We start from the raw sequence: 22,269 nt of genomic DNA, 5'->3' as shown, positions 1-22,269 counted from the left end.
TGCCCATGGTGATCGTGCTCATCGTGCCGATGGGCATCTTGTCGGCGCTGTTCGGCGTGTGGCTCTCCAGCTTCCCGCCGTTTTCGCAGCCGGGGGATCTCAACATCTTCACGCAGGTGGCGCTCGTCGTGCTGGTTGGGTTGGCTTGTAAAAACGCCATCCTGATCGTGGAATTCGCGAAAGAGCTGGAAGAGCGCGGCGAGGAATTGTTTGCCGCCATCGTGCACGCCTGCCGCATGCGCTTGCGCCCCATCCTCATGACCTCGATTGCCTTCTGCGCCGGTGTGGTGCCGCTCATCCTGGGCAGTGGCGCCGGCAGCGAAATGCGCCGTGCCATGGGCATTGCGGTGTTCTCCGGCATGTTGGGCGTGACCTTGTTCGGCATCTTCCTGACGCCGGTGTTCTATGCGCTCTTGCGCAGCCGCCGCCAGGCCCGCCACAGCGGTGCCGCGCCGCAGGCCGCCGTTGAAGGAGCCCGCCATGAGTAAGCGTTCTGCGCTCTCCATGTTGTTCACCGCAGCGCTCGCGGGTTGCAGCGCTGTGGGCCCCGACTACCAGCGCCCCGCCGCCGTGGCGGACGCCCGTTTCATCAGCGCCGGCGCCACCGCCGTGAACATCCAGGCGCCCGCCGCCGACATCGCCACCTTCTGGCGCGGCTTCAACGACGCGCGCCTGAGCGCCCTGATCGAGCGCGCCTTGCAAGCCAATGGCGACGTGCGCATTGCACAAGCCCGTTTGCAGGAAGCGCGCGCCAACCAGGGCGAGGCCGACGCCGCCGGCTTGCCCGGCGTGGGCATCGACACCAGCGCCGAGCGCTCCATCCGCCCCATCACCCAGCAGCCCGGCACCACCCGCAGCGCGCGCACCGGCACGGCGTACGACGCGAGCTTTGTCGCCAACTGGGAGATCGACCTCTTTGGCGGCGTGCGCCGCAGCCGCGAGGCCGCTGCCGCCCGCGTGAGCGCCAGCGAGGCGGGCCTGAGCGCGGCCCACACCGCGGTGGCCGCCGAGGTGGCGCGCAACTACCTGGAACTGCGCGGCTTGCAGGAGCGCCTGCGGGTGACCCAGGCCAGCCTGGTCAACCAGCGCGACGCGCTGGGCATCACCAACGCCCGCGTGGACAACGGCCGCGGCACCCAGCTCGACCTGGCGCGCGCCCGCGGCCTGGTGGCCAGCACCGAGGCCGCCGTGCCATCGTTGCAAACCGCCATCGAGCGCAGCGTGTTCCGCCTGGCCACGCTCACCGCACAAACCCCGCGCAGCCTGCTGGCCGAGCTCAGCCCACCCGCGCCACTGCCCGGCCTGCCCGTGACCGACCTGGCCACGCTGCCCGTGGGCACCACCGAGCAATGGCTGCAGCGTCGGCCGGACCTGATCGCCGCCGAACGCGAGCTGGCCGCTGCCACCGCCAACATCGGCGTGGCCACCGCCGCGCTGTACCCGCGTCTTTCGTTGTCGGGCCTGCTCGGCCTGAACGCGGCGCGCATCGGCGATCTGAACGACGGCCAGTCCGCCCGTTATGCGCTGGGCGCCGGCATCAGCTGGACGCCGTTCGACTTCGGCGCCATCCGCTCGCGCATCCGCGCCAGCGAAGCCCGAGCGCAGCAAAGCCTGGCCAGCTTCGAGCAGACCGTGGCCGTGGCGCTGGAGGAAACCGAAGGTGCCTTCAGCAGCTACAGCCGCAGCGCACAACGCGCGGACAAGCTGGACGTGGCCGCCCGCAGCGCCGAAGAAGCCGCGGGCCTGGCGCGCCTGCGCTATGACGCCGGCGTGACCGACTTCCTCGCCGTGCTCGATGCCGAACGCGAAGTGCTCAACACCCGCGACCAGCTGGTTCAGGCTCAGGTGGGCACGGCCACCGCGCTGGTGGCGGTGTACCGGACCCTGGGCGGGGGATGGACACCACCGCCGTCACCAGCGCCCACCAGGGAGCCGGGCGCCACCAGCAGCTAGCAGCCAGTGAGGCCCGCGCGGGCCACCCGAGATCACCCACGCCGGTCTGGGCCATCGCTTTTCACCTACTCTTCAGCCATGAAAAAACCCTTGTCACTGGCCACGTTGCTGGCCGCGCTGTCGGTCTTCACCTCGGTTCATGCCCAGACCGCCGGTGCCTTGCCGGCCAACAAAACGCTGCCTTCGGGCGTCGCACTCAAATGGACCGCCGCCGGAACCGGTGAAAAGCCTGCGGCCACCGACACCGTGCAGGTGCACTACCGCGGCACGCTGACCGACGGGAAAGAGTTCGACAGCTCGTTCAAGCGCGGCGAGCCCGCCACCTTCCCGCTCAACCGCGTGGTGCCTTGCTGGACGCAGGCCTTGCAGGAAATGAAGGTCGGCGACACCGCCGACGTGACCTGCCCCCCCGCCACCGCCTACGGTGAGCGCGGCATTCCCGGCGTGATCCCGGCCAACAGCACCTTGCAGTTTCAGGTGCAGCTGCTGGCGGTGAGAAAGCGGTAACCCGGTTGCACGGGCACCGCGGTGCCCGCCGGTGGCGTCGGGCTCAGATCGCCGTGTTGCCCGGCAGCAAGCGGTCGTACTCGCGCTTCACCACCTGGTAGCACTCACAGGTTCTGTGCTCCAGCGCGGGCCGGTCCAGCACCGAGATGTGGCCGCGCGCGTAGCGGATCAACCCGGCCGCTTGCAGCTTGAGCGCCGCTTCGGTCACCCCCTCGCGCCGCACGCCCAGCATGTTGGAGATCAGCTCTTGCGTCATCACCAGCTCGTTGCCGTGCAAGCGGTCCAGACTGAGCAACAGCCACCGGCAAAGCTGCTGGTCCAGCGAGTGGTAGCGGTTGCACACGGCGGTCTGACTCATCTGGGTGATCAAGGCCTGCGTGAACCGCAGCATCAGGTGCAGGACCGCATTGGAGTGTTCGAACGCGGCCTTGATGGCCTCGGCGCGCATCCGGTAACCCTGGCCCGCGCTCTGCACCACGGAGCGGCTGGGTGTGCTGCCGCCGCCCATGAAGATGGAGATGCCCACCACCCCTTCAAATCCGACCACTGCGATCTCCGCGGACGAACCGTCTTCCAGCACATGGAGCAAGGACACGATGGCGCTGGTGGGGAAGTGCACATCGGTCAACGGCGCTCCCGATTCGGTCAGCACCTTCCCCAAGGGCAGATCCACCAGCTCAAGCTGGGGCTTCCACCTTGGCCACTCGGTTTCGGGCAAGCAGGCCAACAGGTGGTTTTGAAGCGGGTTGTCAGGTTCGTTCAAGCGGTGCTCCTCTCGGTTGAGCGCTGCCCGGGCGGTTGATCACCCTTCAGCTTGTACGCTGCTTGCCAACCGATGAATACAACCACCCGTCGGGCTCGCGGCCACCGCCTTCTGTGCGGCGGCGGGCAGCATTTGCTGCGCTGCGTCAAAATCCCCGGGCGGCCTGCACGGTGCAGGCAACACACCCTTTGGAGAAGACCCCCATGAGCGACCTGTCGCAACCCACCCCCCCCGTGCTGCTGGACAAGCTGCAGTGGCGCTACGCCGCCAAAAAGATGGACGCCACCAAGGCCGTGCCGCAAGACAAGGTGGACCGCATCGTCGAGGCCGCGCGTCTGGCGCCCACGTCCAGCGGTCTGCAGCCGTTCGAGATCATCGTCGTGACCAGCCAGGCGGTGCGTGAGCAGATCAAGCCCATCGCGTGGAACCAGGCCCAGATCACCGATGGCTCGCACCTGCTGGTGTTCGCCGCCTGGGACAACTACACGGCCGAGCGCATCAACCACATGTTCGATCTGACGAACGAACAGCGCGGCGGCACCAACGAGGGATGGGAGAACTACCGCCAGAGCCTGCTGAACAGCTACCCGCAACGCGACGCCGAGGTGAATTTCAACCACGCGGCCCGCCAGGCTTACATCGGCCTGGGCGCCGCGCTGATCGCTGCCGCCTTCGAAGAGGTGGACAGCACGCCGATGGAAGGCTTCGACCCTTCCAAGCTCGACGAGATCCTGAAACTGCGCGAGCGCGGTCTGCGCAGCGTCGCCATCCTGCCGCTGGGCTACCGGGCCGACGAAGGCGACTGGCTGGTGAACCTGAAGAAGGTGCGCCGCCCGATGGAGCAGTTTGCGACACACGTCAAGTGAGCGTGTGTCCATGGGCTGCCAACGCGCGGCGGCAGCCCATGCCCTGGCGCAGCTTCAGGCCTGACCGGCCCGGCGCTGCGCCGTGAACATGGCCGGGCCATGCTGCTTCTTGCGCCCCGGACTCACCACTTCATTTCGCCCTTGTTGACCCGGGCGCCAATGTCCAACGACAAGGCACCGTCGGTCACCTGCGGATAGGCCTTTTTCATGGCGTCGATCAGCTCTGCGCTGTTCTTGCTGGTGGCCAGGTTCTTCTCGAACGTCCGCAGGTAGTCCCTCGTGAAACCGATGGCACTGGCGTCCAGCGAGCTGCCCGCCTTCATGTGGCCGGGCACCACCAGGTCGGGCCGGAGTGCGGTCATCTCGTCCAGCTGGGCCACCCAGGCGGCGCGTTCGGCAGCGCTTTGTGTGTCCGCGGTCCACACGTGCATGTTGCCAAAAACGCCGATGTTGCCCACCACCGCCTTGATCGACGGGATCCAGGCATAGGGCCGGTGGGCCAGCAGGCCTTGCGTGCCGCGAATCTCGATGACCTGCCCTTCCAGCGTCAGGCTGTTGCCGTCCAGCGCGCGTGGCACCACGGGTTTGCGCGGCGCGTTGGCGCCCATCTTGGGACCCCAGAAGGCGAGCTTGCCCGACATCTTGGCGCTCAGTTTTTCGAGCACGGCGGGTGTGGTCACCACCTCGGCCTGCGGAAAGATCTCCTGGAGCGTCTCGACGCCGAAGTGATAGTCCGGGTCTGCCTGGCTCACGTAAATGGTGGTGAGTTGTTTGCCGCTGTCGAGCACGTTGGCGGCGATGCGCAGGGCGTCCGCACGGGTGAAGCCTGCGTCGATCACCATGGCTTCTTTGTTGCCATAGACCAAGGTGGAATTGACGTTGAAGCTGTTGCCGGCGGCGTTGTACACCTGGACGGTCAGGGGTTGCGCCGCGTGGGCCGTGAAGGCGATGGCCAGAGAAGCGGCGATGAGGGTGGTGCGGATCATGGAAGGCTCCTGAAAGGTGTTGGGAAGCTGACACTCTTCAGTGCCGAAACGCACTGTAGTTTCCTGAATCGAACAAATAAACCGCAAAATTTGGCCATATATGTTTCAGAAATCGATCAGATCATGGACCGTCTGACCGCCATGCGCGTGTTCGTGGCGGTGGCCGAGAACGGCAGCTTCAGCGCCACCGCCGATCAACTGGAGATGTCGCGGGCCATGGTGACGCGCCACGTCGGGGCGCTGGAACAGTGGCTCGGGGCCCGCCTGTTGCAGCGCACCACGCGCAGCGTCACGCTCACCGATGCGGGCGAGACGTGTCTGCGCCGCAGCCAGCAGATGCTGGCCCTGGCGGATGACGTGGAGCAGGAAACCAGCCGCCATGACACAGCGCTGCGTGGTCAGCTGCGGGTCACGTGCAGCGTGTCGTTCGCCTACGCCGAGCTGGCGGCCGCGCTGGCCGATTTTCTGAAGCTGCATCCCCAGCTGAAGATCGACCTCAACGCCAGCGAAGGTGCGCTCAATCTGGTGGAAGCCCGCATCGACCTGGCCATTCGCATCAGCGCCGAGCCCGATCCCAGCCTGATCGGGCGGGTGCTGGCGCCCTGTGCATCGGTGCTCGTGGCCTCCCCGGCCTATCTGGCCGAGCACGGGACACCCAGCTCGCCGGGCGAGCTGGAGAACCACCGGTGCCTGAGCTTTGCCAATTTCGGCAAGAGCACCTGGAGCCTGAGGCGCGGTGACGAGGTGTGCGATGTCAAGGTCCGCAGCCAGCTCAGCGCCAACGAAGCCACGGCCTTGTTGCAAGCCGCGCTGGCCGGCGGTGGCCTGGCCCTTCAACCCACCTACCTGGCCAACCCGCACCTGGCCAAGGGCTCGCTCGTGGTGGTGCTGCCCGACTGGCAGCCGCCGGCCATGTCCATCCACGCGCTCTACCTTTCGCGCAGACACCTCGCCCCCGCGGTGCGCGCCTTGCTCGACTTTCTGGTCCAACGGTTCGCGGCGCCGCCCTGGTAGGGCGCGGCGTGTGGGCCTCCACAAACCAGCGGCCCTCGCCGGATCCGACTACATTGGTCGGCTATGAGCACCACCCCCCCTCACTCCAGCCCGCCAGCCGCCACGACCTCGTTCGACAAGCGCAAGATCCGCTTCCTCCTGCTCGAAGGCATCGACCCCTCGGCCGTCGCCACGCTGCAAGCCGCCGGCTACAGCCAGATCGAAAGTCTCGCAGGCTCGCCGTCCGACGAAGAACTCCGCCAGAAGATCGCCGAGGTGCACTTCGTCGGCATCCGCTCGCGCACCCAGCTCACTGCCGAGGTGCTGGCCCACGCGCCCAAGCTGATCGCCATCGGCTGCTTCTGCATCGGCACCAACCAGGTCGACCTGGTGGCGGCGCGGCAGCGCGGTATCGCGGTGTTCAACGCACCGTTCTCCAACACCCGGTCGGTGGCCGAGCTGGTGCTGGGCGAGGCCATCCTGCTGCTGCGCGGTGTGCCCGAAAAGAACGCGGTGGCGCACCGCGGCGGCTGGCTCAAGACGGCCCGCAACGCCCACGAGATCCGCGGCAAGACGCTGGGCATCATCGGCTACGGCGCCATCGGTTCACAGCTGTCGGTGCTGGCCGAAGCGCTGGGCATGCAGGTGGTCTTTGTGGACGTGCTCAGCAAGCTGCCGCTGGGCAACGCCCGCCAGTTGGCCACCTTGCCCGAACTGCTGGGCGCCGCCGACGTGGTGAGCTTGCACGTGCCCGAGAACGCCAGCACCGAATGGCTGATCGGCGAGCGCGAGATCGCGCAGATGAAGCCCGGCGCGGTGCTCATCAACGCGTCGCGCGGCCGCGTGGTCGAGATCGAGCCGCTGGCCGCGGCGCTGCGCGAACACCGCCTGGCCGGCGCCGCCATCGACGTTTTTCCAGAAGAGCCGCAGAGCAACGCCGATCGTTTCGAGTCGCCGCTGCGCGGCCTGGACAACGTGATCCTGACACCGCACATCGGCGGCTCCACGCTGGAGGCGCAAACCAACATCGGCCACGAGGTGGCGGAGAAACTGGCCCGGTACAGCGACAACGGCACCACCACCTCGTCGGTCAACTTCCCCGAGGTGGCTCTGCCTGCCCACCCCGGCAAGCGCCGTCTGTTGCACGTGCACCGCAACGTGCCGGGCGTGCTGTCGGCCATCAACCGGGTCTTTGCCGACAACGGCATCAACATCGCCGCACAGTACCTGCAGACCCGCGACGACGTGGGCTACGTGGTCATCGATGTCGACGCCGAGCACGCCGACATTGCCTTGTCCGGGCTGGCCGGTGTCAACGGCACCTTGCGCACCCGCGTGCTGTTCTGATGCCGGGCCTGACCATCGGCCCGGTTCGGGGCGACGCCTGCCCGGTCCGGGACGTGCAGGGTCGCCAGGTCGGCAACCTGAAGCTCGTGGGCGGGCGCTGGAAGTTCAAAGCCATTGGCCATGACGCCCACGGCCAGGTGATCCCGGGCGGCGGGCCGCTGACCCATCGCCACAACATGGGCTTCGACCGGCTGGACGCCACCGAGATCGCCACCCGCCTGCTCGGCGAATGAACGCCAGGTGCGCTGGGCTGATGCCAGGACGCGTTCGCCAGCGCACAGACCCACCCCGCGTTTCTTTTTACCGTGGTCACTTCATTCAACGATGACGAGGACCACCCATGAACATCGAAACGCAGACCACGCCCGAGCGCAAGCACATCGCCGAGCTGATTGAAGACATCGCCACCTCGATGCTCACCACCGTCGAGGCCGACGGTTCGCTCGCCAGCCGGCCCATGTATGCGCTGGAAATGGACGCCAGCGGCGCCATCTGGTTTTTCACGGACACGCGTTCTTCCAAGGTCGAGCGACTGGCCCAGGCCAACCTGGCTTTCACCGACCTCGACGACAGCACCTATGTGTCGCTGTCCGGTCACGGCGAGATCGTGACCGACCGAGGTCACATCGAACGCTTGTGGTCGCCCTTTGCGCGCCCCTGGTTTCCCGATGGCGTGGACTCGCCCACGCTGGCCTTGCTGAAGTTCGTGCCGCACTCGGCCGACTACTGGGACGCGCCCAACAGCAAGATGGTCCGACTGGTCAGCAACATCGTGTCCGCCGTGGCGGGCAAGCCCATCGGCATGGGTGAACACGGCTCGCACCAGGGTTTGGCCGGCGGCGCCCAGCCGACCGGCAACCTGGCATGAACAAGCCGGGCCAACCCGCGGTGCCCCACCAGCCCGTTGAACCCGACACACCGTTCGAGGCGCCGCCTGAGGATGGCAAGACGCCCTTGAAGTTGCCACACGAGAACGACCAGGACACGGACATGACCGACGACAAGCCGGACCCGAAGATCCTGCAGGCCTACCAAGACTTGAAGCAGGGCCAGGTGGACACCGACATGCGCGCCACGCCAGGACTGGACGCGCAACAGCGCGCCAGGGACGTGCCGGGTCCAGGCGGGCAACCACCGCGGCAGCAGAAAACGAGCGTCCGCCGCACATAGCGCAGCTGGGCGGGAGAGGGGGCCCACGGGGGCCCCCACGCATCGGTGGCAGAATCCGCGCTCCCCATGAGCCGGCGCTTCCGCTAGAACCTCGGGGGCCATCTCTCCACCGCTCCCCATGACTCCTCCGCTCCACGGCACGCTCGGCATCGATTTCGGCACTTCCAATTCGGCCATGGCCTGGGCCGACGTGCGGGGCACGGCGCGCCTGATTGCGCTGGAGGGCACGGCGGTCTCCATGCCCACGGCGGTGTTCTACAACTCGGAGGACAGCACCACGCATTTCGGTCGCGACGCGGTGGCGCAGTATCTGGCGGGCACCGAGGGCCGTCTGATGCGGTCGCTCAAGAGTCTGCTGGGCAGTCCGCTGCTGTTGGAGACCACGGTGGTCAACCTCCAGCAGATCAGTTTCCAGGAGATCGTGGCCACCTTTCTGGCTGCGCTGCGCGAGCGCGCGGCGCAGACGCTGGGCGTGGCGCCCACCCAGGTGGTGATGGGCCGGCCGGTGCATTTTGTGGACGACGACCTGGAGCGCGACGCGCTCGCGCAAGACTCCCTGCGGCAGGCCGCGCAGGCCGTGGGGTTCCGCCAGGTGTCGTTCCAGCTGGAGCCAATCGCCGCCGCGCTGGACTACGAGCGCCGGCTGGACGCTGAGCGCGTGGTGCTGGTGGTGGACCTGGGTGGTGGCACGTCCGACTTCACCGTGGTGCGCCTGGGCCCGCAGCGCATGAAGCTGGCCGACCGCGCGGGCGACGTGTTGGCCACCACGGGTGTGCACATCGGCGGCACCGACTTCGACCAGAAGCTCAGCCTGGAGCAGGTCATGCCCCTGCTGGGCTACAAGCACCTGGGGCCGCAGCAGCGCGAGGTGCCCAGCCGCGTGTTCTTTGACCTCTCCACCTGGCACCTGATCCAGTGGCTTTACCAGCCGCGCGCGCTCAGCCAGGCGCAGCAGCTGCGCGTGAATTACAGCAACGTGGTGCTGCATGAGCGCCTGATGAAGGTGCTCAAGCACCGTGACGGACACCGCATCGCCCACGAGGTGGAGCAGGCCAAGATCCGATGCTCCAACGAAGACGGTGCCACCCAGGTGGACCTGTCTGAGGTGGAGCGCGGCCTCACCGCCGACATGCACGCCGACGCCATGCGCGACCACCTGGGTGTGCTGCTGGCGCGCACGGTGGCCTGCGCCCGCGAATGCGTGCAGCGCGCCGGCCTCACAGACGGCACCCTGGACGCGATCTACCTCACCGGCGGCTCGTCGGCGCTGCGGCCGTTCCAGCGCGCCCTGCAGGCCGAGTTTCCGGGCGTGGCCATGGTCGAGGGCGACCTGTTCGGCGGCGTGGCTTCGGGGCTGGCCTACAGCCGCTCTTGAACTTGTCCCCGCGAACCCCGTCCAACGACACCGTTTGTTGAACTCAGGAGTCGAGCAATGCGCATGTCATGGTGGGGTCTGGCCGGGGTGACGTTGTTGTCGGCGTGCAGCGGCTACGGGCCGCCCAGGGAGGTGGCGGGTGCCACCCGGGAAGCCATCGTGGCCCGCATGGGGCCGCCCGACGTGCAGCGGGCCGTGGAGGGCGGCACGCGGCTCGAATACCCGCGCGGTCCGTATGGCCGTCACACGTATTTTGTGTACCTCGACGCCGACGGACGCGCCACCCGTTCCGAGCAGGTGCTGACCGAAGCCCGCTTCAACCAGATCGCACCGGGGATGACGCAGGACGCGGTGTCGCTGGCGCTGGGTCGTCCGAGCGAGGTGTGGCGGCTCGGGCGCGACCGGGGCACGGTGTGGAACTACCGCTACGAGAACAACTTCTGCCTGTGGTTCCAGATCGAAATCACGCAGGAGCGGACCGTGCGTTCGGCCGGCTACGGTGAGCCGCCCGAGTGCAACAAAAACGGCGCCATTCCTTGACGTGTCAGTTGCCGGCCGGCGCGCCGGGTGCGTCTGCGGTGGTGCGGCCCGTGGCCACGCCGGCACCGAGCAGGCCGGTCTGACCGGGCTCCCACACATCCCACCCGGGTGCGCCGAGCGCTTTCTGGATGAATTCTTCGGGCACGCCGCGCTCCCGGTAAAAGTCGGCCACCACCTGATCCGTGGACGACCGGTCCAGGCCCAACCACCCGAACGGCCCCGGGCGGGGTTGAAATCCCATGCGGGCTTCGGGTGCGAGCAGGCGCCGCTCGCCCGCCACAAACACCAGCGTGCAGGCGCTGGCGCACGTTTGTGTGACCTGCGTGTTGAGCGCGCGCTGCAAGGCCACGCGCGCCATGCCGTGGCCCTCGGTCATCAGCCCGCCGGTGCTGGTGATCTCGAGCACGCGCACGTCGGGGTACTGCGCCAGCGCCCGCATGAGCGCGCGGGTGCTGCCCACGCCCATGTGGCCGGTCACACCCAGACGGGTCACCTCGCCGCTCTCGGACCGCATCGGGGTGATGGTCACCGCGCCGCGGCCTTGCCCGTAGTGCGACCACCAACCCTGCAGCAGGGCGCCCAGGCTGGAGGCAACGGCCAGGGCCATGACCAGCGCGGCCACCATGTTGGCCACCAGACCCGCCACCGCCACCCAGGGCGCCACGCCTTCGTGCACGCGGCGCGCGCTGGTGCGCACGGCCCCCACGATCCACGCGCCGTTCCACACCAGCGCCCACAGGGTCACGGCCACGGCGGCCCAGAGCCAGGACAGGTAACTGTTCTCCACATCCCAGGTCTTGCTCTCCAGCCAGCCCGCCACGCCGAGCGCCAGCAGCCCCAGCGCGAAGCCGGCCACCAGCGTGTTGGCCATGCGCCAGTGCCCCTGCGTGATGACCCAGAAGCGCGGGTCGAGCTCCAGCTTCCACCAGGGCGCTCCCTCCACGTGGCGCACGATCTTCTCGACATTGGCGGGGAGCACGTCGCGGTATTTCGCCATGCCGTCGTGGCCCTGGTAGTCGGCCCAGGCATGGCGCCGGCGGGCGGGAGCGAGCACGTTGTGCTCCAGCCACGCGACCAGCTTGAGCGTGGGCGCGTTGGTGCTTTTGCGGGTGAGCCAGGCGAACGCGCTGGCTTCCAGGTAGGGGCGGGTGGAAGCGTCGGCCAGCCGCACCTGCCCGGGGTGCTTTTGCGCGAGGGCGGCGTCCTGGGGCAGTCCGGGCATCCACTGGCGCAGATCGTCCAGGCGCAGCCAGATGCGACCGTCATCGTCTTCTGCCAGCTTGAGTGGCCGGTGGGCGTGGCGCTCGGTCCAGTTGCGGACGGCGGAGATGCGTTGCAGGCGCGGCATGCGCGGACTCTGTCAGGTTTTGCAGCGGGCAGGCTGCTCACGCCCAAAGGCCGGCCGGCGTGCTCGGGCATGAAAGCCCGTTAGAGTCAGCCCAGTTCTCAGGCCGCCCGGTGGCGGGTGGCCGGGTGCACAGGAGCCCTCTCATGGTGTTGTTGATCCTCGGTCTGGTCTTGTTTCTGGGCATCCATTCGGTGTCCATCGTGTCGGTCAACGGGCGCAACCGCCTGGTCCAGCAGATGGGTGAAGGGCCCTGGAAGGGCCTGTACTCACTGGTCTCGCTGGCCGGCTTTGTGCTCATCGTCGTGGGCTATGGCGCGGCGCGTGAGGCGCCGGTGTTGCTCTACACCTTGCCCAATGGCTTCCGGCACCTCGCTGCGCTGTTGATGCTGCCCGTGTTCGTGCTGTTGCTCGCGACCTACCTGCCCGGGCGCATCCAGCGCACGGCCAAACACCCCATGCTGTTGGCGGTGAAGCTCTGGGCCCTGGCCCACCTGCTGGCCAACGGCACGCTGGCCGATGTGTTGCTCTTCGGTGGCTTCCTGGCGTGGGCGGTGGCAGACCGCATCTCGGTGAAAAAACGCGCTGCAGCGGGCCTGACGCGCCCGGCCCCGGCGCTGCCCGGCAGCAAGGCCAACGACGCCATCGCCGTCGTGGGTGGCCTGGGCCTGTACGTGCTGTTCGTGGTGTGGGCGCACGCCTTTCTGTTCGGCGTTCGGCCCTTCGGTTGACCGGCGTGGGGGAACCCTCGGGTGCCCACGGGCACCAACCCGGTCGACTTTGTGAAACGACACCGGAGATGCCCTTGATGACACGCTCGATTGCCCTTTCATTCGCCCTGGCCGTGGGCGGCCTCACGTCAACGCTGGCGCAAGCCCAGACCACCGAGGTGGTGGCCAGCGGCCTGCAGAACCCGTGGGGTGTGGCCTTCATCGGCGAAGGCCGCATGCTGGTGACCGAACGGCCCGGACGCATGCGGGTGGTGGGCGCCGATGGCCGCCTCGGTGCGCCGCTCGGGGGCTTGCCGGCGGTGGACGCGGGCGGGCAGGGCGGCCTGCTCGATGTGATCACCGACCGAAACTTCCACCGCAACCGCACGCTGTACTTCTGTTTTTCGGAGCCCGCGGCCACCGGCAGCGGCAATTCCACCGCCCTGGCGTCGGCCACGCTCTCCAGCGACTCGACCCGACTCGACGACGTGAAGGTCATCTTCAGCCAGACCCCCAAGATCAGCAGCCGATCGCACTTTGGCTGCCGCATCGTCCAGGCGGGTGATGGCAGCCTGTTTCTGACCCTGGGTGACCGTTACTCCCGCATGAACGACGCCCAGACGCTGGACAACCACCACGGCAAGGTGGTGCGCGTGCGCGCCACCGGTGGCGCCCACGTGGACAACCCCCATGTCGGTCGCCTGGGCGCGCTGCCCGAAATCTGGAGCGTCGGCCACCGCAACCTGCAGGGTGCGGCGCTCGGGCCCGATGGCCGGCTGTGGACTTCCGAGCACGGGCCACAAGGCGGTGACGAAATCAACCGTCCCGAGGCGGGTAAAAACTACGGCTGGCCGGTGATCACGCACGGCGAAAACTACGGTGGCGGCGCCATCGGCGACGGCATCACCAGCAAGGCGGGGCTGGAGCAGCCGCTGCACCAGTGGACCCCGTCGATCGCACCGTCGGGCCTGGCGTTTGTCACCAGCGACCGTTACGGGCCAGCCTGGAAGGGCAGCCTGCTGGCCGGATCGCTCAAGTTCCGTTACCTTTCGCGTCTGGTCATCGAAGGTGGCCGTGTGGTGCGCGAAGAAAAACTGCTGCCCAAGCTCAACCAGCGCGTGCGCGACGTGCGCGAAGGCCCCGATGGGTTCATCTACCTGCTGACCGACGACCGCGATGGTCAGCTGTTGCGCCTGCTGCCCGCGCGCTGAAAGGCCTCCATGCGACACGACTCCCCCCAGCCCGCCGCAGGCAACCGTTCCGGTGCGGATCGCACGGAACTCGCGCGGCGCTACCAGGCGGTGCGGGGACAAACGCGCTCGCTGGCCGCACCGCTCTCGCCCGAGGACTGCCAGGCCCAGTCCATGGCCGACGCCAGCCCGACCAAGTGGCACCTGGCCCACGTCACCTGGTTTTTCGAGACCTTCGTGCTGGAGCCCCATGAGCCCGGTTTCAAGCCCTTCAACCCCGCGTTCCGCGTGCTCTACAACAGCTACTACAACGGCGTGGGCGAGCAGTTTCCCCGGTCGCAGCGCGGGCTGGTCACCCGGCCCGACCTGGCCGAGGTGTGGCGCTGGCGCGAGCAGGTGGACGAACGCATCGCGCACCTGATCGCGCACACCGACAGTGCCGACGCACTGAGCCTGATCGCGATGGGCCTGCACCACGAGCAGCAGCACCAGGAGCTGCTGCTCACCGACATCAAGCACCTGCTCGCCATCAACCCGCTGCGCCCGGTGTACCAACGTGCCTGGCCGCTGGTCTCGGTGTCGCCGGTGCCCGCGCAGTGGATCGAGCGTGAAGGGGGTTTGGTCGAGATCGGCCACGCCGGTGAGGGTTTTGCGTTCGACAACGAATCCCCGCGCCACCGGCAGTGGCTGGAGCCGCACGCGCTCATGAACCGCCTGGTGACGCACGGCGAGTGGCTGGAATTTGTGCGCGACGGCGGCTACACCGACCCGCGCTGGTGGCTCGCGGCTGGCTGGGACTGGGTGCGCACGCAAGGCATCCGCGCGCCGCTGTACTGGACGCTCCACCAAGACACCCACGCCCTGCCCACCGTGTTCACCCTGCACGGCGATGTGCCGCTGGATCCGCACACGCCGGTGGTGCACGTGAGCTACTTCGAGGCCGACGCGTTCGCCCGCTGGACCTCGGCCACCCACACCGACCAGGCCGGCGCCCGACTGCCCACCGAGGCCGAGTGGGAAGCCGCGGCGGCCGGCCTGCCGGTGCAGGGCAACCTGCAGGACGCCGGCGCCCTGCACCCCATGCCCGCGCGCGCGGCCGGCACGGATCTGCTGCAGATGTTTGGCGACGTCTGGGAATGGACGGCGAGCAGCTACAGCGCCTACCCGGGCTACCAGCCCACCGAGGGCGCGGTGGGTGAGTACAACGGCAAGTTCATGGTCAACCAGACCGTGCTGCGCGGCGGCTCGTGCGCCACCCCGGCGTCGCACCTGCGCGCGAGCTACCGCAACTTTTTCCCGACCGATGTGCGCTGGCAGTTCAGCGGGTTGCGGTTGGCGCGCAGTCTGTAGCGCATCAGCGTCATCGGCCGTTTTGGCTGGACAAAACACAACAATGCTGGAAAATCAGTCCAATCGCTAAGTTTTGGATTGAAATTTCAGCAATGAGCGCAACGCCATTTCCCGTTCTCCCGAGCCGCTCCCTGCAAGACCTGGGGGAGCGCGTGGCGCTCGCGCGCCGCGCTCGGGGACTCACGCAACGCGACCTCGCGCACCTCGCGGGCGTGGGTGCCAGCTCCATCGTGGCGCTGGAAAAAGGCCATCCCGGGGTGGCCCTGGGCACGCTGGCCCGCGCGCTGGATGCCCTGGGTCTGCTGGCCGAGTTCGACGAGCTGCTGGCGCCGCAGCGCGATCCGGCGCTGACCACGTTCGCCACCCACCAATTGCGGAGACCTCGATGACTTCGCCGGTCTGGACCTGGCTGCCCGGATCGAACGAACCGGTGTTGGCCGCGCACATCGACGTGGAGGCGGGCGCAGGCCGTTTCGTTTACGAGGGTCACTACAAATCGGCCCAAGGCGTGCGCCCGCTGGACCCGATGCACCTGCGCCTGGGCCGTGGCTCAGCGGCCATCAAGCTGTTGGGCGAACATGCGCTGCCCGGCGTGATCGAGGACGCCGTGCCGGATGGTTATGGCCGTGACCGGCTGCAGGCCCGGCACACCCGGGAACTGGGTCCGCTGGAGTTGCTTGCGCTGGGCCCACCCGATGGCGTGGGCGCCATCGAGGTGTGCAGCGACATCGAGGCCAAGCTCCGCTGGACGCCGCACACCCTGCACGAGTTGATTGAGCAGGTGCAATTGCTGGATGAGGACACGCCGTCGAGCCGGGCCATACGCCGCATGAACGAGGACGACGGCACCAGTGCCGGCGGTGAACGCCCCAAGGCCACGATCGAAAACGATGGCTCCTTGTGGCTGGCCAAGCTGCAAGACCGGGGCGACGCGCCCAACCTTCCAGCGCGCGAATTTGTGGTGATGCAGATGGCGGCCGAGCTGGGGCTGCGGGTGCCCAGGGTCCGCTTCATCCGTCACGACAGCCACGAGGTTTTTCTGATCGAACGCTTTGATCGCGCCGGCGATCCCCGGCGGCCGCAGCGCCACCTGTATGCCAGTGCCCGCACGGTGCTGGATCTGGACGCCCGTGCCTTGCCGGGCGACGCCCGCCGCTCTTACCTGGTGCTGGCCGACCGCATGCGGCGCTGGATCACGGACGAGCAGCATTGCCGACAAGACCTCACCGAGCTGTGGCGTCGCATGGCCTACAACGCCTTGGTGGGCAACCGGGACGACCACCCTCGCAACCACGGCCTGCTGCACACGGGCCAGGGCTGGCGCTTGTCGCCCGCCTTCGACATCACACCGTTGCCCAGTTTCGTGGGCTCGTTGGCGCTCAGCGTGTTGCCCGATGGTTCGCAGGACTGCTCGGCTCCCAACCTGCTGTCGGTCTGTTCTTACTTCGGTGTTGAATTGCCCGACGCCGTGGCCTGGCTCGGTGATGCCGCCTACCACGTGGCGGGCCACTGGCAGCAACGCCTGCGGGAGCAGGGTGTGCCGGGCGAGAACGTGGCGCGGTTCCAGCCCGCCTTTGTCAGGGCTGCCGAGCTGGCTGAGCGCCCTGAGCAACTGGCCGCAGTGGCAGAGCAGTTGGAGGCGCAGAGCCGGCGCGGCAAACGGCCGCGTCGGGTGTGATTACTACCGTGTCAGCAACCGCCGCGCGGCGTGGCTGGCCGCGTCCACCACCGCCACCATGAGCAGCATGGCGCCGAGGATGGTGGCGGTCTTGTTCATCTGGAACAGGCCCATGTGGAAGGCCAGCAGCTGGCCCAGGCCACCGGCGCCCACCACGCCCAGCACGGCGGCGGCGCGGATGTTGTTTTCCCAGCGGTACAGCGTGTAGCTCATGAGCTGCGGCAGCACCTGGGGCAGCGTGGCGTAGAGAAACACGCGGACATTGCCCACACCCTGCACGCGCAGCGCGTCGCCCGGGCCGGGTGGTGCGTTTTCAATCGCTTCGGCGAACAGGCGGCCCAGCACACCGGTGGTGTGAAAGGCCAGCGCCAGCGTGCCGGCGAACGGACCCAGGCCGGCCGAGATGAGCAGCAGCGCGGCCCACACCAGCTCGGGGATGCTGCGCAGCGCGTTGAGCACCCAGCGGGTGGGCACGCGGGCCCAGGCCGCGTCGGCCTCGTGCAGGCGGCTCGCCGGCAGGGCCAGCGCCAGGCCGGCCGCCGCGGCCAGTGCCGTGCCCAGCGCCGACATGGCCAGGGTTTCCCAGGCGCCGACGGCGACCTTCTTCACGAACACCGGCGAGAGGTCGGGCGGGAAAAATTCCGCCACGAAGCGGCCCATGCTGCGCGCCGCCTCCAGCGAGAGGAACTGGCCCCACTGCAGGTCGAGCGAGGCGAAGCTCGCGACCACCAGCACCATGAGGCCGGCGGTGAACCAGCAGGCCTTGCAGCGCGCGTCGAACAGGCGCGGGGGCAGCTTGTAGGGTGGGTTGGCGGCGGTGGGTTTCATCCGAGCGACTTTCGCAGCCACGAACTCACCCGGTCCGCCAGCGCGACCAGCAACACAAACACCAGCAGCATGGTGGCCACCTCGCCGCCGTTGAACATCTTCATGGAGTTGTCGAGCTGCTGGCCGAGGCCGCCCGCGCCCACGAAGCCGAGCACCACCGAGGAGCGGATCGCGCACTCCCAACGGTACACGGTGTAGCTGGTGAGCTCGGCCGCGTTGGTCGGCAGCAGGCCGTAAAAGAAGGCCTGCAGGCGGCCACTGCCGTTGCGCAGAAGCGTTTCGGTGGCGTGCGATTCACCGCTTTCCAGGATCTCGCCATACACCTTGCCCAGCATGCCGCCGTAGGTGAGCGCGATCGCCAGCACGCCGGCCGTGGGGCCCAGGCCGACCACCCGCACGAACACCAATGCCCAGACCAGCTCGGGGATGCTGCGCAGCACGATGAGCAACCAGCGCACCAGCTGGCGCAGCCAGAACGGCCCGCGCGCCATGCGGCCCGACAGGGCCGAGACCGACAGCAGGCGCACCGACAGCAGCGTGAGCGGGATGGCCACGATCAACGCCAGCGTGACGCCGGCGGTCGCCATGGCCACGGTGCGCCAGGTTTCACGCGCCACCATGCCCATGAACTCGGCGTTGACCACCAGCGGCCAGAAGGTGGCCAGAAACTGGCGAGTGACCTTGAGGTTGTCGGGCTCCAGAAAGATCCAGGGCTTGAACTCGGTGGCCACCATGAGCGGCCACAGCAGCACGGCGCCCAAGCCGAGCCAGAAGACGCGGGAGGCCCAGGCAGGGTCGCGCGCGGGCGCGGTGCGCAAGTAATGGATCGCCGCGCTCATGCTCAGCGGCAGTGCATCACCGCGGGTTGCGGTGTGGCCTGCGGCTCGGCCACCACCACCGGCACCTCACCACGCAGCTCGTGTTCAAACTGGTCGTACAGGCGTGCCAGGCGCTCCTGCGTCACCTCGGCGGCGGGCAGGTCAAAGGCCAGCTGCCCGTCTCGCAAACCGACGATGCGCGGGAAGTGGGCCAGCGCCACGTCCACCTGGTGCAGCGTGGCCACCAGCGTCACGCCGCGCTCGCGCGCGCCGTCCTGCAGCGCGGACACGGCTTGTTTGGAGCGGGTGGGGTCCAGCGCGGACAAAGGTTCGTCGATCAGCCAGAGCCGGGCCGGTGCGAGCAGCGCGCGCGCCAGGCCCACGCGCTGGCGCTCACCGCCCGAGAGCCGGTCGACCCGTTCAAAGAGCTTGTCGGCGAGGTCAAAGTGGTCCAGTGCGTCGAAGGCGGCCGGGATGTCGTTGGGATAGAACAGCGATCGCAAGCTGGCCGGCAAACCCATGGCCGGCAGGCGCGCGGCGAGCACCGAGGTGACCACGCGCTGGCGCGGCGGCAGCGGCGGGACCTGCGGCGCCAGAAACAACTGGCCCCGTTGACGCTGCAGCGCAGATCGCGGCAGCGCCCAGGGCTCGCGACCGTCGAGCGTGAAGCGGCCTTCGGTGGGCGGCAGCGCGCAGGCCATGACCTGCAGCAGCGTGGTCTTGCCCGCGCCCGACGGCCCGATCACCGCGACCTGCTCGCCCGAGGCGATTTGCAGATCGAGCGAGCGCAGCGCGGGCGCATGGCCGGAGCGCGCGGCCGGGTGGCGTGCCGAGACGCCTTGCAGGGTGATGTTCAACCGACCGCCTGGTGAATCAGAGCAGGCCGGCGCTGCGCGCAGCGGCTTCCAGGCCCTTGTAGTTCTCGGGCTTGGTTTCGATGTAACGCGTGGCGCGGTTGAGCTTCAAGATCTCGGCGTGCTCGGGGTTGGCCGGCGACAGGCCGATCAGCGCGGCCTTGATCTTCTGCTGCATCGCCACCGGCGTGTCGGCGTGCACCGACCAGTTGTAGTTGAAGTAACCCGGCGTGGTGAAGAACACGTCGACCGCCTTGGTGTCGACCTTGTTCTCGGCCACGAATTTTTTCCAGACCGTGATGTCCAGCGCGGCCGCGTCGACCTTGCCGCTGACCACCGAGGCGATGGTCGCGTCGTGCGCGCCGCTGTAGGCGATGCGGCGGAAGTCTTTCTCAGGCTCGATGTTGGCCGCCAGCAGGAAGCTGCGCGGCATCAGGTGGCCCGAGGTGCTGCTCTGCGAGCCGAACGAGACCTGCTTGCCCTTCATGTCGGCCAGGGTCTTGATGCCCGAGTCGGTCTTGGCGATGAAGACCGACTGGAACTTGGTGTCTTCCTCGCGCTGGGCCAGCGGCACGACCTTGCCACCCGAGCGGATGTTGGCCTGCACAAACGTGAAGCCGCCGAACCAGACCAGGTCAACTTTTTTGTTGACCAGCGCTTCCACGGCGGCGGGGTAGTCGCTCACCGGGGTGAATTCGACTTTGACGCCGAGTTCTTTTTCGAGGTAGGTGGCCAGCGGCGTGAACTTGCGGATCTGCTCGGTGGCGGCTTCTTCGGGGATGGTGGTGACGCGGAACACGGTTTGCGCGTGGGCGGCGGCGGTGAGGCTGAGCACGGCGCAGGTGAACAGTGCGCGCAGGGTGCGGGGGGTGTTTGTGAACATGGTGAATCCGGTCAAGGGGGATTGGGGAGCGCGTATTAGACCCGACCCGCTCCAGACGCGCGCCGCGCCGGGCGAGTGACCGTCAGCTTTGCAAGACCCTGTAGAAAAGCGGGTCAGCGCACCGACGTTGAAAGACGCCTCCGCTATAAAGACCCTTCCCGAAAGCGCCCATGACCCTCCAGACCACAGCTCCGCCCTTCATCCAGCTCCACCACGAAGACCGGGCCGCCTTGCGCGCCGAACTCGTGGCTGGTTTGCAGGCCACGCCGGCTCACATCTCGCCGAAGTTCCTGTACGACGCGCTGGGTTCGCGCCTGTTCGACGCCATCACCGAGCTGCCCGAGTACTACCCGACGCGCACCGAGGCGGCGATCTTCCAGCAGCACGGTGCCGACATGGCGCAGGTGGTGCCCGGCGGATCCATCCTGCTCGACCTGGGCGCGGGCAGCTGTGTGAAGGCGGCCCGGCTGTTCCCGGTGTTGCGGCCCGCCGCGTATGTGGCGATCGACATTTCGGTGGACTATTTGCGCGACACCTTGCAGCAGCTGCAGCAGCAACACCCGGCGCTGGCGATGCTGGGCGTGGGCATGGATTTTTCAAGCCGCTTTGCGCTCGGCGCCGAGGTGGCCGACTGGCTGGCCGACGGCCCGGCCGCGCAGGCGCCGCGCGTGGTGTTCTACCCGGGCTCCAGCATCGGCAACTTCGACCCGGTCGAGGCACTGGCCCTGCTCAGGCAAGCGCACGCGGTGTGCCGCTCGGGCGGCGCGGGCGGGGGCTTGTTGATCGGTGTGGACCGCGTCAAACCCCGCGCCGTGCTGGAGCCGGCTTACGACGACGCGCTGGGCGTCACCGGCGCGTTCAACCGCAACCTGCTCCTCAACGTGAACCGCGTGCTGGGGGCCGACTTTGCGCCGGCTGCGTGGCGCCACGTGGGGCTGTTCAACGAAGAGGCTTCGCGCATCGAGATGCACCTGGAAGCGAGTGCGCAGCAGACCGTGTGCTGGCCCGGTGGGCAGCGTGTGTTTGCCGCGGGCGAACGGCTGCACACCGAGAGCTCCTACAAGTGGCAGCCCGACCACTTTGAAGCGCTGTTGCGCAACGCCGGCTTCGGCGAGGCGCGCCACTGGAGCGACGCCCAGGGCTGGTTCAGCGTGTTCTGGGCGCCGGCCTGAGGTTGCGCCACCACTGCGCGAAGAGCTCATGACCGCTCACCATCACCACGCCGGCGAGCACCAGCAGGGCGCCGGTGAGGAAGCTGGCTTCAATGCGCTCACCCAACAGCCAGGCGCCCAGCACCACACCGAACAAGGGCGTGAGAAACGACAACACGCCCAGCCGTGAGGCCAGGTAGCTTCGCATCAGCCAGAACCAGACCAGAAAACTGACGAAGGCCACCACCACCGACTGGAACGCCAGGCTCGCCCACACCACCGGGGTGGGGTTGAAAGTGGTCTGGCCCAGGAGGAAGGCGGCCGGCAGCAGCAGCGCGAAGGCCCCGAGCAGCTGGTAGAGCAGGGTTTGCGTGGCCGGCAGGCGGCTCAGCCGCGTGGTGCGGATGACCACGGTGGTGGCGCCCCAGGCCGCGCCCCCCAGCAATCCCAGCAGGTCGCCCCAGAGCATGCGGCTCCAGTCCTGGTTGCCCTGCGTGTCCCGCAGCAGGAAGGCAATGGCGATGCCGGTGAAGGCCAGCAGGATGCCCAGCCACTGCGCCGGTGCCAGCCGTTCGGACGGCAGCTTCCACTGCAGGCCCAGGGCCGCGAAGATCGGCGCGGTGTAGAGAAACACCACCATGTGCGCCGCCGAGGTGTGGCCCAGGCCTTCGCCCACCAGCAGGAATTCAAGCCCGAACAGGGCACCGGCCACCACGCCGGGTTTCCAGGCGCCGTCGGCCAGCAGCGAGCCTTCGCCCCGGCGCCACATGAGCAGGCCCACCAGCGCAGCGGCGATGCCCGATCGCACCGCGATTTGCAGGATGGGTGAGAAGTCGGCCGCGGTCGCCTTCAGCGCGATCTGCTGCAGGCTCCAGGTGAGGCAGAGCACGACCATGAGGCCAATGGCGCGGGCGTCGAGAGATTGGCGGGTGTCCACAAAGGCGTTCGTTGGGGGTTCGGGT

25 protein-coding genes are annotated in these 22,269 nt (G+C 68.1%); 17 read left to right on the top strand and 8 right to left on the bottom strand.

Features of this window, described 5'->3' with window-relative positions; genetic code table 11:
• The 3 genes from Q1W68_RS05365 to Q1W68_RS05355 form a co-directional block, all read left to right on the top strand.
• Positions 1–488: efflux RND transporter permease subunit (locus tag Q1W68_RS05365; protein ID WP_300715781.1), on the top strand; the 488-nt coding region annotated here is incomplete at its 5' end.
• Positions 481–1,953: an efflux transporter outer membrane subunit gene (locus tag Q1W68_RS05360; protein ID WP_300652608.1), complete on the top strand. Its 1,473-nt coding sequence runs from the start codon at positions 481–483 to the stop codon at positions 1,951–1,953. The genes Q1W68_RS05365 and Q1W68_RS05360, both read left to right, overlap by 8 nt.
• A 78-nt stretch (positions 1,954–2,031) precedes the next feature.
• Positions 2,032–2,460: an FKBP-type peptidyl-prolyl cis-trans isomerase gene (locus Q1W68_RS05355; RefSeq protein ID WP_300652611.1), complete on the top strand. Its 429-nt coding sequence runs from the start codon at positions 2,032–2,034 to the stop codon at positions 2,458–2,460.
• Between the two features lie 43 nt (positions 2,461–2,503).
• Here the strand turns inward: Q1W68_RS05355 and Q1W68_RS05350 are convergent, their stop codons facing one another.
• Positions 2,504–3,223: a Crp/Fnr family transcriptional regulator gene (locus Q1W68_RS05350; protein ID WP_300652614.1), complete on the bottom strand. Its 720-nt coding sequence runs from the start codon at positions 3,221–3,223 to the stop codon at positions 2,504–2,506.
• A 203-nt stretch (positions 3,224–3,426) separates the two neighbouring features.
• Here Q1W68_RS05350 and Q1W68_RS05345 point away from each other — a divergent pair, with 203 nt between their 5' ends.
• Positions 3,427–4,089 (top strand): nitroreductase family protein, encoded by a 663-nt coding sequence (locus Q1W68_RS05345; protein WP_300652617.1) that lies wholly within the window; start codon positions 3,427–3,429, stop codon positions 4,087–4,089.
• A 122-nt stretch (positions 4,090–4,211) separates the two neighbouring features.
• Here the strand turns inward: Q1W68_RS05345 and Q1W68_RS05340 are convergent, their stop codons facing one another.
• Positions 4,212–5,075, bottom strand: a complete 864-nt coding sequence (locus Q1W68_RS05340; RefSeq protein WP_300652620.1) for an MBL fold metallo-hydrolase — start codon at positions 5,073–5,075, stop codon at positions 4,212–4,214.
• Positions 5,076–5,198: 123 nt separating this feature from the next.
• Here Q1W68_RS05340 and Q1W68_RS05335 point away from each other — a divergent pair, with 123 nt between their 5' ends.
• From Q1W68_RS05335 to Q1W68_RS05305, 7 genes are all read left to right on the top strand, one after another.
• Positions 5,199–6,089, top strand: a complete 891-nt coding sequence (locus Q1W68_RS05335) for a LysR family transcriptional regulator (protein WP_300652623.1) — start codon at positions 5,199–5,201, stop codon at positions 6,087–6,089.
• Positions 6,090–6,152: 63 nt separating this feature from the next.
• Entirely contained in the window at positions 6,153–7,415 is a 1,263-nt protein-coding gene (serA, locus tag Q1W68_RS05330; RefSeq protein WP_300715779.1) for a phosphoglycerate dehydrogenase, read from the top strand.
• Positions 7,415–7,648: a hypothetical protein gene (locus Q1W68_RS05325; protein WP_300652629.1), complete on the top strand. Its 234-nt coding sequence runs from the start codon at positions 7,415–7,417 to the stop codon at positions 7,646–7,648. The genes serA and Q1W68_RS05325 overlap by 1 nt, the downstream gene beginning before the upstream one ends.
• Positions 7,649–7,755: 107 nt before the next feature.
• Positions 7,756–8,283 (top strand): pyridoxamine 5'-phosphate oxidase family protein, encoded by a 528-nt coding sequence (locus Q1W68_RS05320; protein WP_300652632.1) that lies wholly within the window; start codon positions 7,756–7,758, stop codon positions 8,281–8,283.
• Complete coding sequence (locus Q1W68_RS05315; protein ID WP_300652635.1) at positions 8,280–8,585, top strand: hypothetical protein; 306 nt, start codon at positions 8,280–8,282, stop codon at positions 8,583–8,585. Before Q1W68_RS05320 ends, Q1W68_RS05315 begins: the two co-directional genes overlap by 4 nt.
• A gap of 118 nt (positions 8,586–8,703) precedes the next feature.
• A complete protein-coding gene (locus Q1W68_RS05310) occupies positions 8,704–9,960 on the top strand; it encodes an Hsp70 family protein (protein WP_300652638.1) in 1,257 nt (418 codons plus the stop codon).
• A 63-nt stretch (positions 9,961–10,023) separates the two neighbouring features.
• A complete protein-coding gene (locus tag Q1W68_RS05305) occupies positions 10,024–10,500 on the top strand; it encodes an outer membrane protein assembly factor BamE (RefSeq protein ID WP_300715777.1) in 477 nt (158 codons plus the stop codon).
• 4 nt (positions 10,501–10,504) lie between these two features.
• On the opposite strand, the gene Q1W68_RS05300 is transcribed toward Q1W68_RS05305, so the two are convergent.
• Positions 10,505–11,848, bottom strand: a complete 1,344-nt coding sequence (locus Q1W68_RS05300) for a hypothetical protein (RefSeq protein ID WP_300652644.1) — start codon at positions 11,846–11,848, stop codon at positions 10,505–10,507.
• A 143-nt stretch (positions 11,849–11,991) separates the two neighbouring features.
• Here Q1W68_RS05300 and Q1W68_RS05295 point away from each other — a divergent pair, with 143 nt between their 5' ends.
• The 5 genes from Q1W68_RS05295 (at position 11,992) to Q1W68_RS05275 (ending at position 16,773) form a co-directional block, all read left to right on the top strand.
• Positions 11,992–12,576, top strand: coding sequence for an NnrU family protein (locus Q1W68_RS05295; RefSeq protein WP_300652647.1), 585 nt, complete (start codon positions 11,992–11,994; stop codon positions 12,574–12,576).
• Positions 12,577–12,653: 77 nt separating this feature from the next.
• Positions 12,654–13,766: a PQQ-dependent sugar dehydrogenase gene (locus Q1W68_RS05290; RefSeq protein WP_300652649.1), complete on the top strand. Its 1,113-nt coding sequence runs from the start codon at positions 12,654–12,656 to the stop codon at positions 13,764–13,766.
• A 9-nt stretch (positions 13,767–13,775) separates the two neighbouring features.
• Complete coding sequence (gene egtB / locus Q1W68_RS05285; protein ID WP_300652652.1) at positions 13,776–15,095, top strand: ergothioneine biosynthesis protein EgtB; 1,320 nt, start codon at positions 13,776–13,778, stop codon at positions 15,093–15,095.
• 92 nt (positions 15,096–15,187) lie between these two features.
• Positions 15,188–15,484 (top strand): helix-turn-helix domain-containing protein, encoded by a 297-nt coding sequence (locus tag Q1W68_RS05280; RefSeq protein WP_300652655.1) that lies wholly within the window; start codon positions 15,188–15,190, stop codon positions 15,482–15,484.
• The gene (locus Q1W68_RS05275; protein WP_300652659.1) at positions 15,481–16,773 is read left to right on the top strand and encodes a type II toxin-antitoxin system HipA family toxin; all 1,293 of its coding nucleotides are present in this window, start codon (positions 15,481–15,483) and stop codon (positions 16,771–16,773) included. The genes Q1W68_RS05280 and Q1W68_RS05275 overlap by 4 nt, the downstream gene beginning before the upstream one ends.
• 3 nt (positions 16,774–16,776) lie before the next feature.
• Here Q1W68_RS05275 and phnE read toward each other — a convergent pair whose 3' ends face one another.
• From phnE to Q1W68_RS05255, 4 genes are read right to left on the bottom strand one after another with little or no spacing between them, the layout of a single operon-like run.
• The gene (gene phnE, locus Q1W68_RS05270) at positions 16,777–17,601 is read right to left on the bottom strand and encodes a phosphonate ABC transporter, permease protein PhnE (protein ID WP_300652662.1); all 825 of its coding nucleotides are present in this window, start codon (positions 17,599–17,601) and stop codon (positions 16,777–16,779) included.
• On the bottom strand, positions 17,598–18,440 hold the full coding sequence (locus Q1W68_RS05265) for an ABC transporter permease (RefSeq protein WP_300652664.1): 843 nt from the start codon (positions 18,438–18,440) through the stop codon (positions 17,598–17,600). Before Q1W68_RS05265 ends, phnE begins: the two co-directional genes overlap by 4 nt.
• Before the next feature lie 2 nt (positions 18,441–18,442).
• Positions 18,443–19,276 carry an ATP-binding cassette domain-containing protein gene (locus tag Q1W68_RS05260; protein WP_300652666.1) on the bottom strand — a complete coding sequence of 278 codons (834 nt, stop codon included), beginning with the start codon at positions 19,274–19,276 and terminating at the stop codon, positions 18,443–18,445.
• A gap of 16 nt (positions 19,277–19,292) precedes the next feature.
• Positions 19,293–20,156: a putative selenate ABC transporter substrate-binding protein gene (locus Q1W68_RS05255; protein ID WP_300652669.1), complete on the bottom strand. Its 864-nt coding sequence runs from the start codon at positions 20,154–20,156 to the stop codon at positions 19,293–19,295.
• A gap of 170 nt (positions 20,157–20,326) precedes the next feature.
• On the opposite strand from Q1W68_RS05255, the gene egtD reads away from it, so the two are divergent.
• On the top strand, positions 20,327–21,328 hold the full coding sequence (egtD, locus tag Q1W68_RS05250; protein ID WP_300652670.1) for an L-histidine N(alpha)-methyltransferase: 1,002 nt from the start codon (positions 20,327–20,329) through the stop codon (positions 21,326–21,328).
• Here the strand turns inward: egtD and Q1W68_RS05245 are convergent.
• The gene (locus Q1W68_RS05245; RefSeq protein ID WP_300652672.1) at positions 21,303–22,244 is read right to left on the bottom strand and encodes a DMT family transporter; all 942 of its coding nucleotides are present in this window, start codon (positions 22,242–22,244) and stop codon (positions 21,303–21,305) included. The two genes, egtD and Q1W68_RS05245, sit on opposite strands and share 26 nt — an antisense overlap.
• Positions 22,245–22,269: the final 25 nt, after the last annotated feature.

Origin of the sequence: Hydrogenophaga sp. (assembly GCF_030158645.1) — a bacterium.
Classification (GTDB): Bacteria; Pseudomonadota; Gammaproteobacteria; order Burkholderiales; family Burkholderiaceae_C; genus Hydrogenophaga.
Note: the sequence above shows the minus strand (reverse complement) of the source record. Positions and strands in the feature narration are given on the sequence as shown.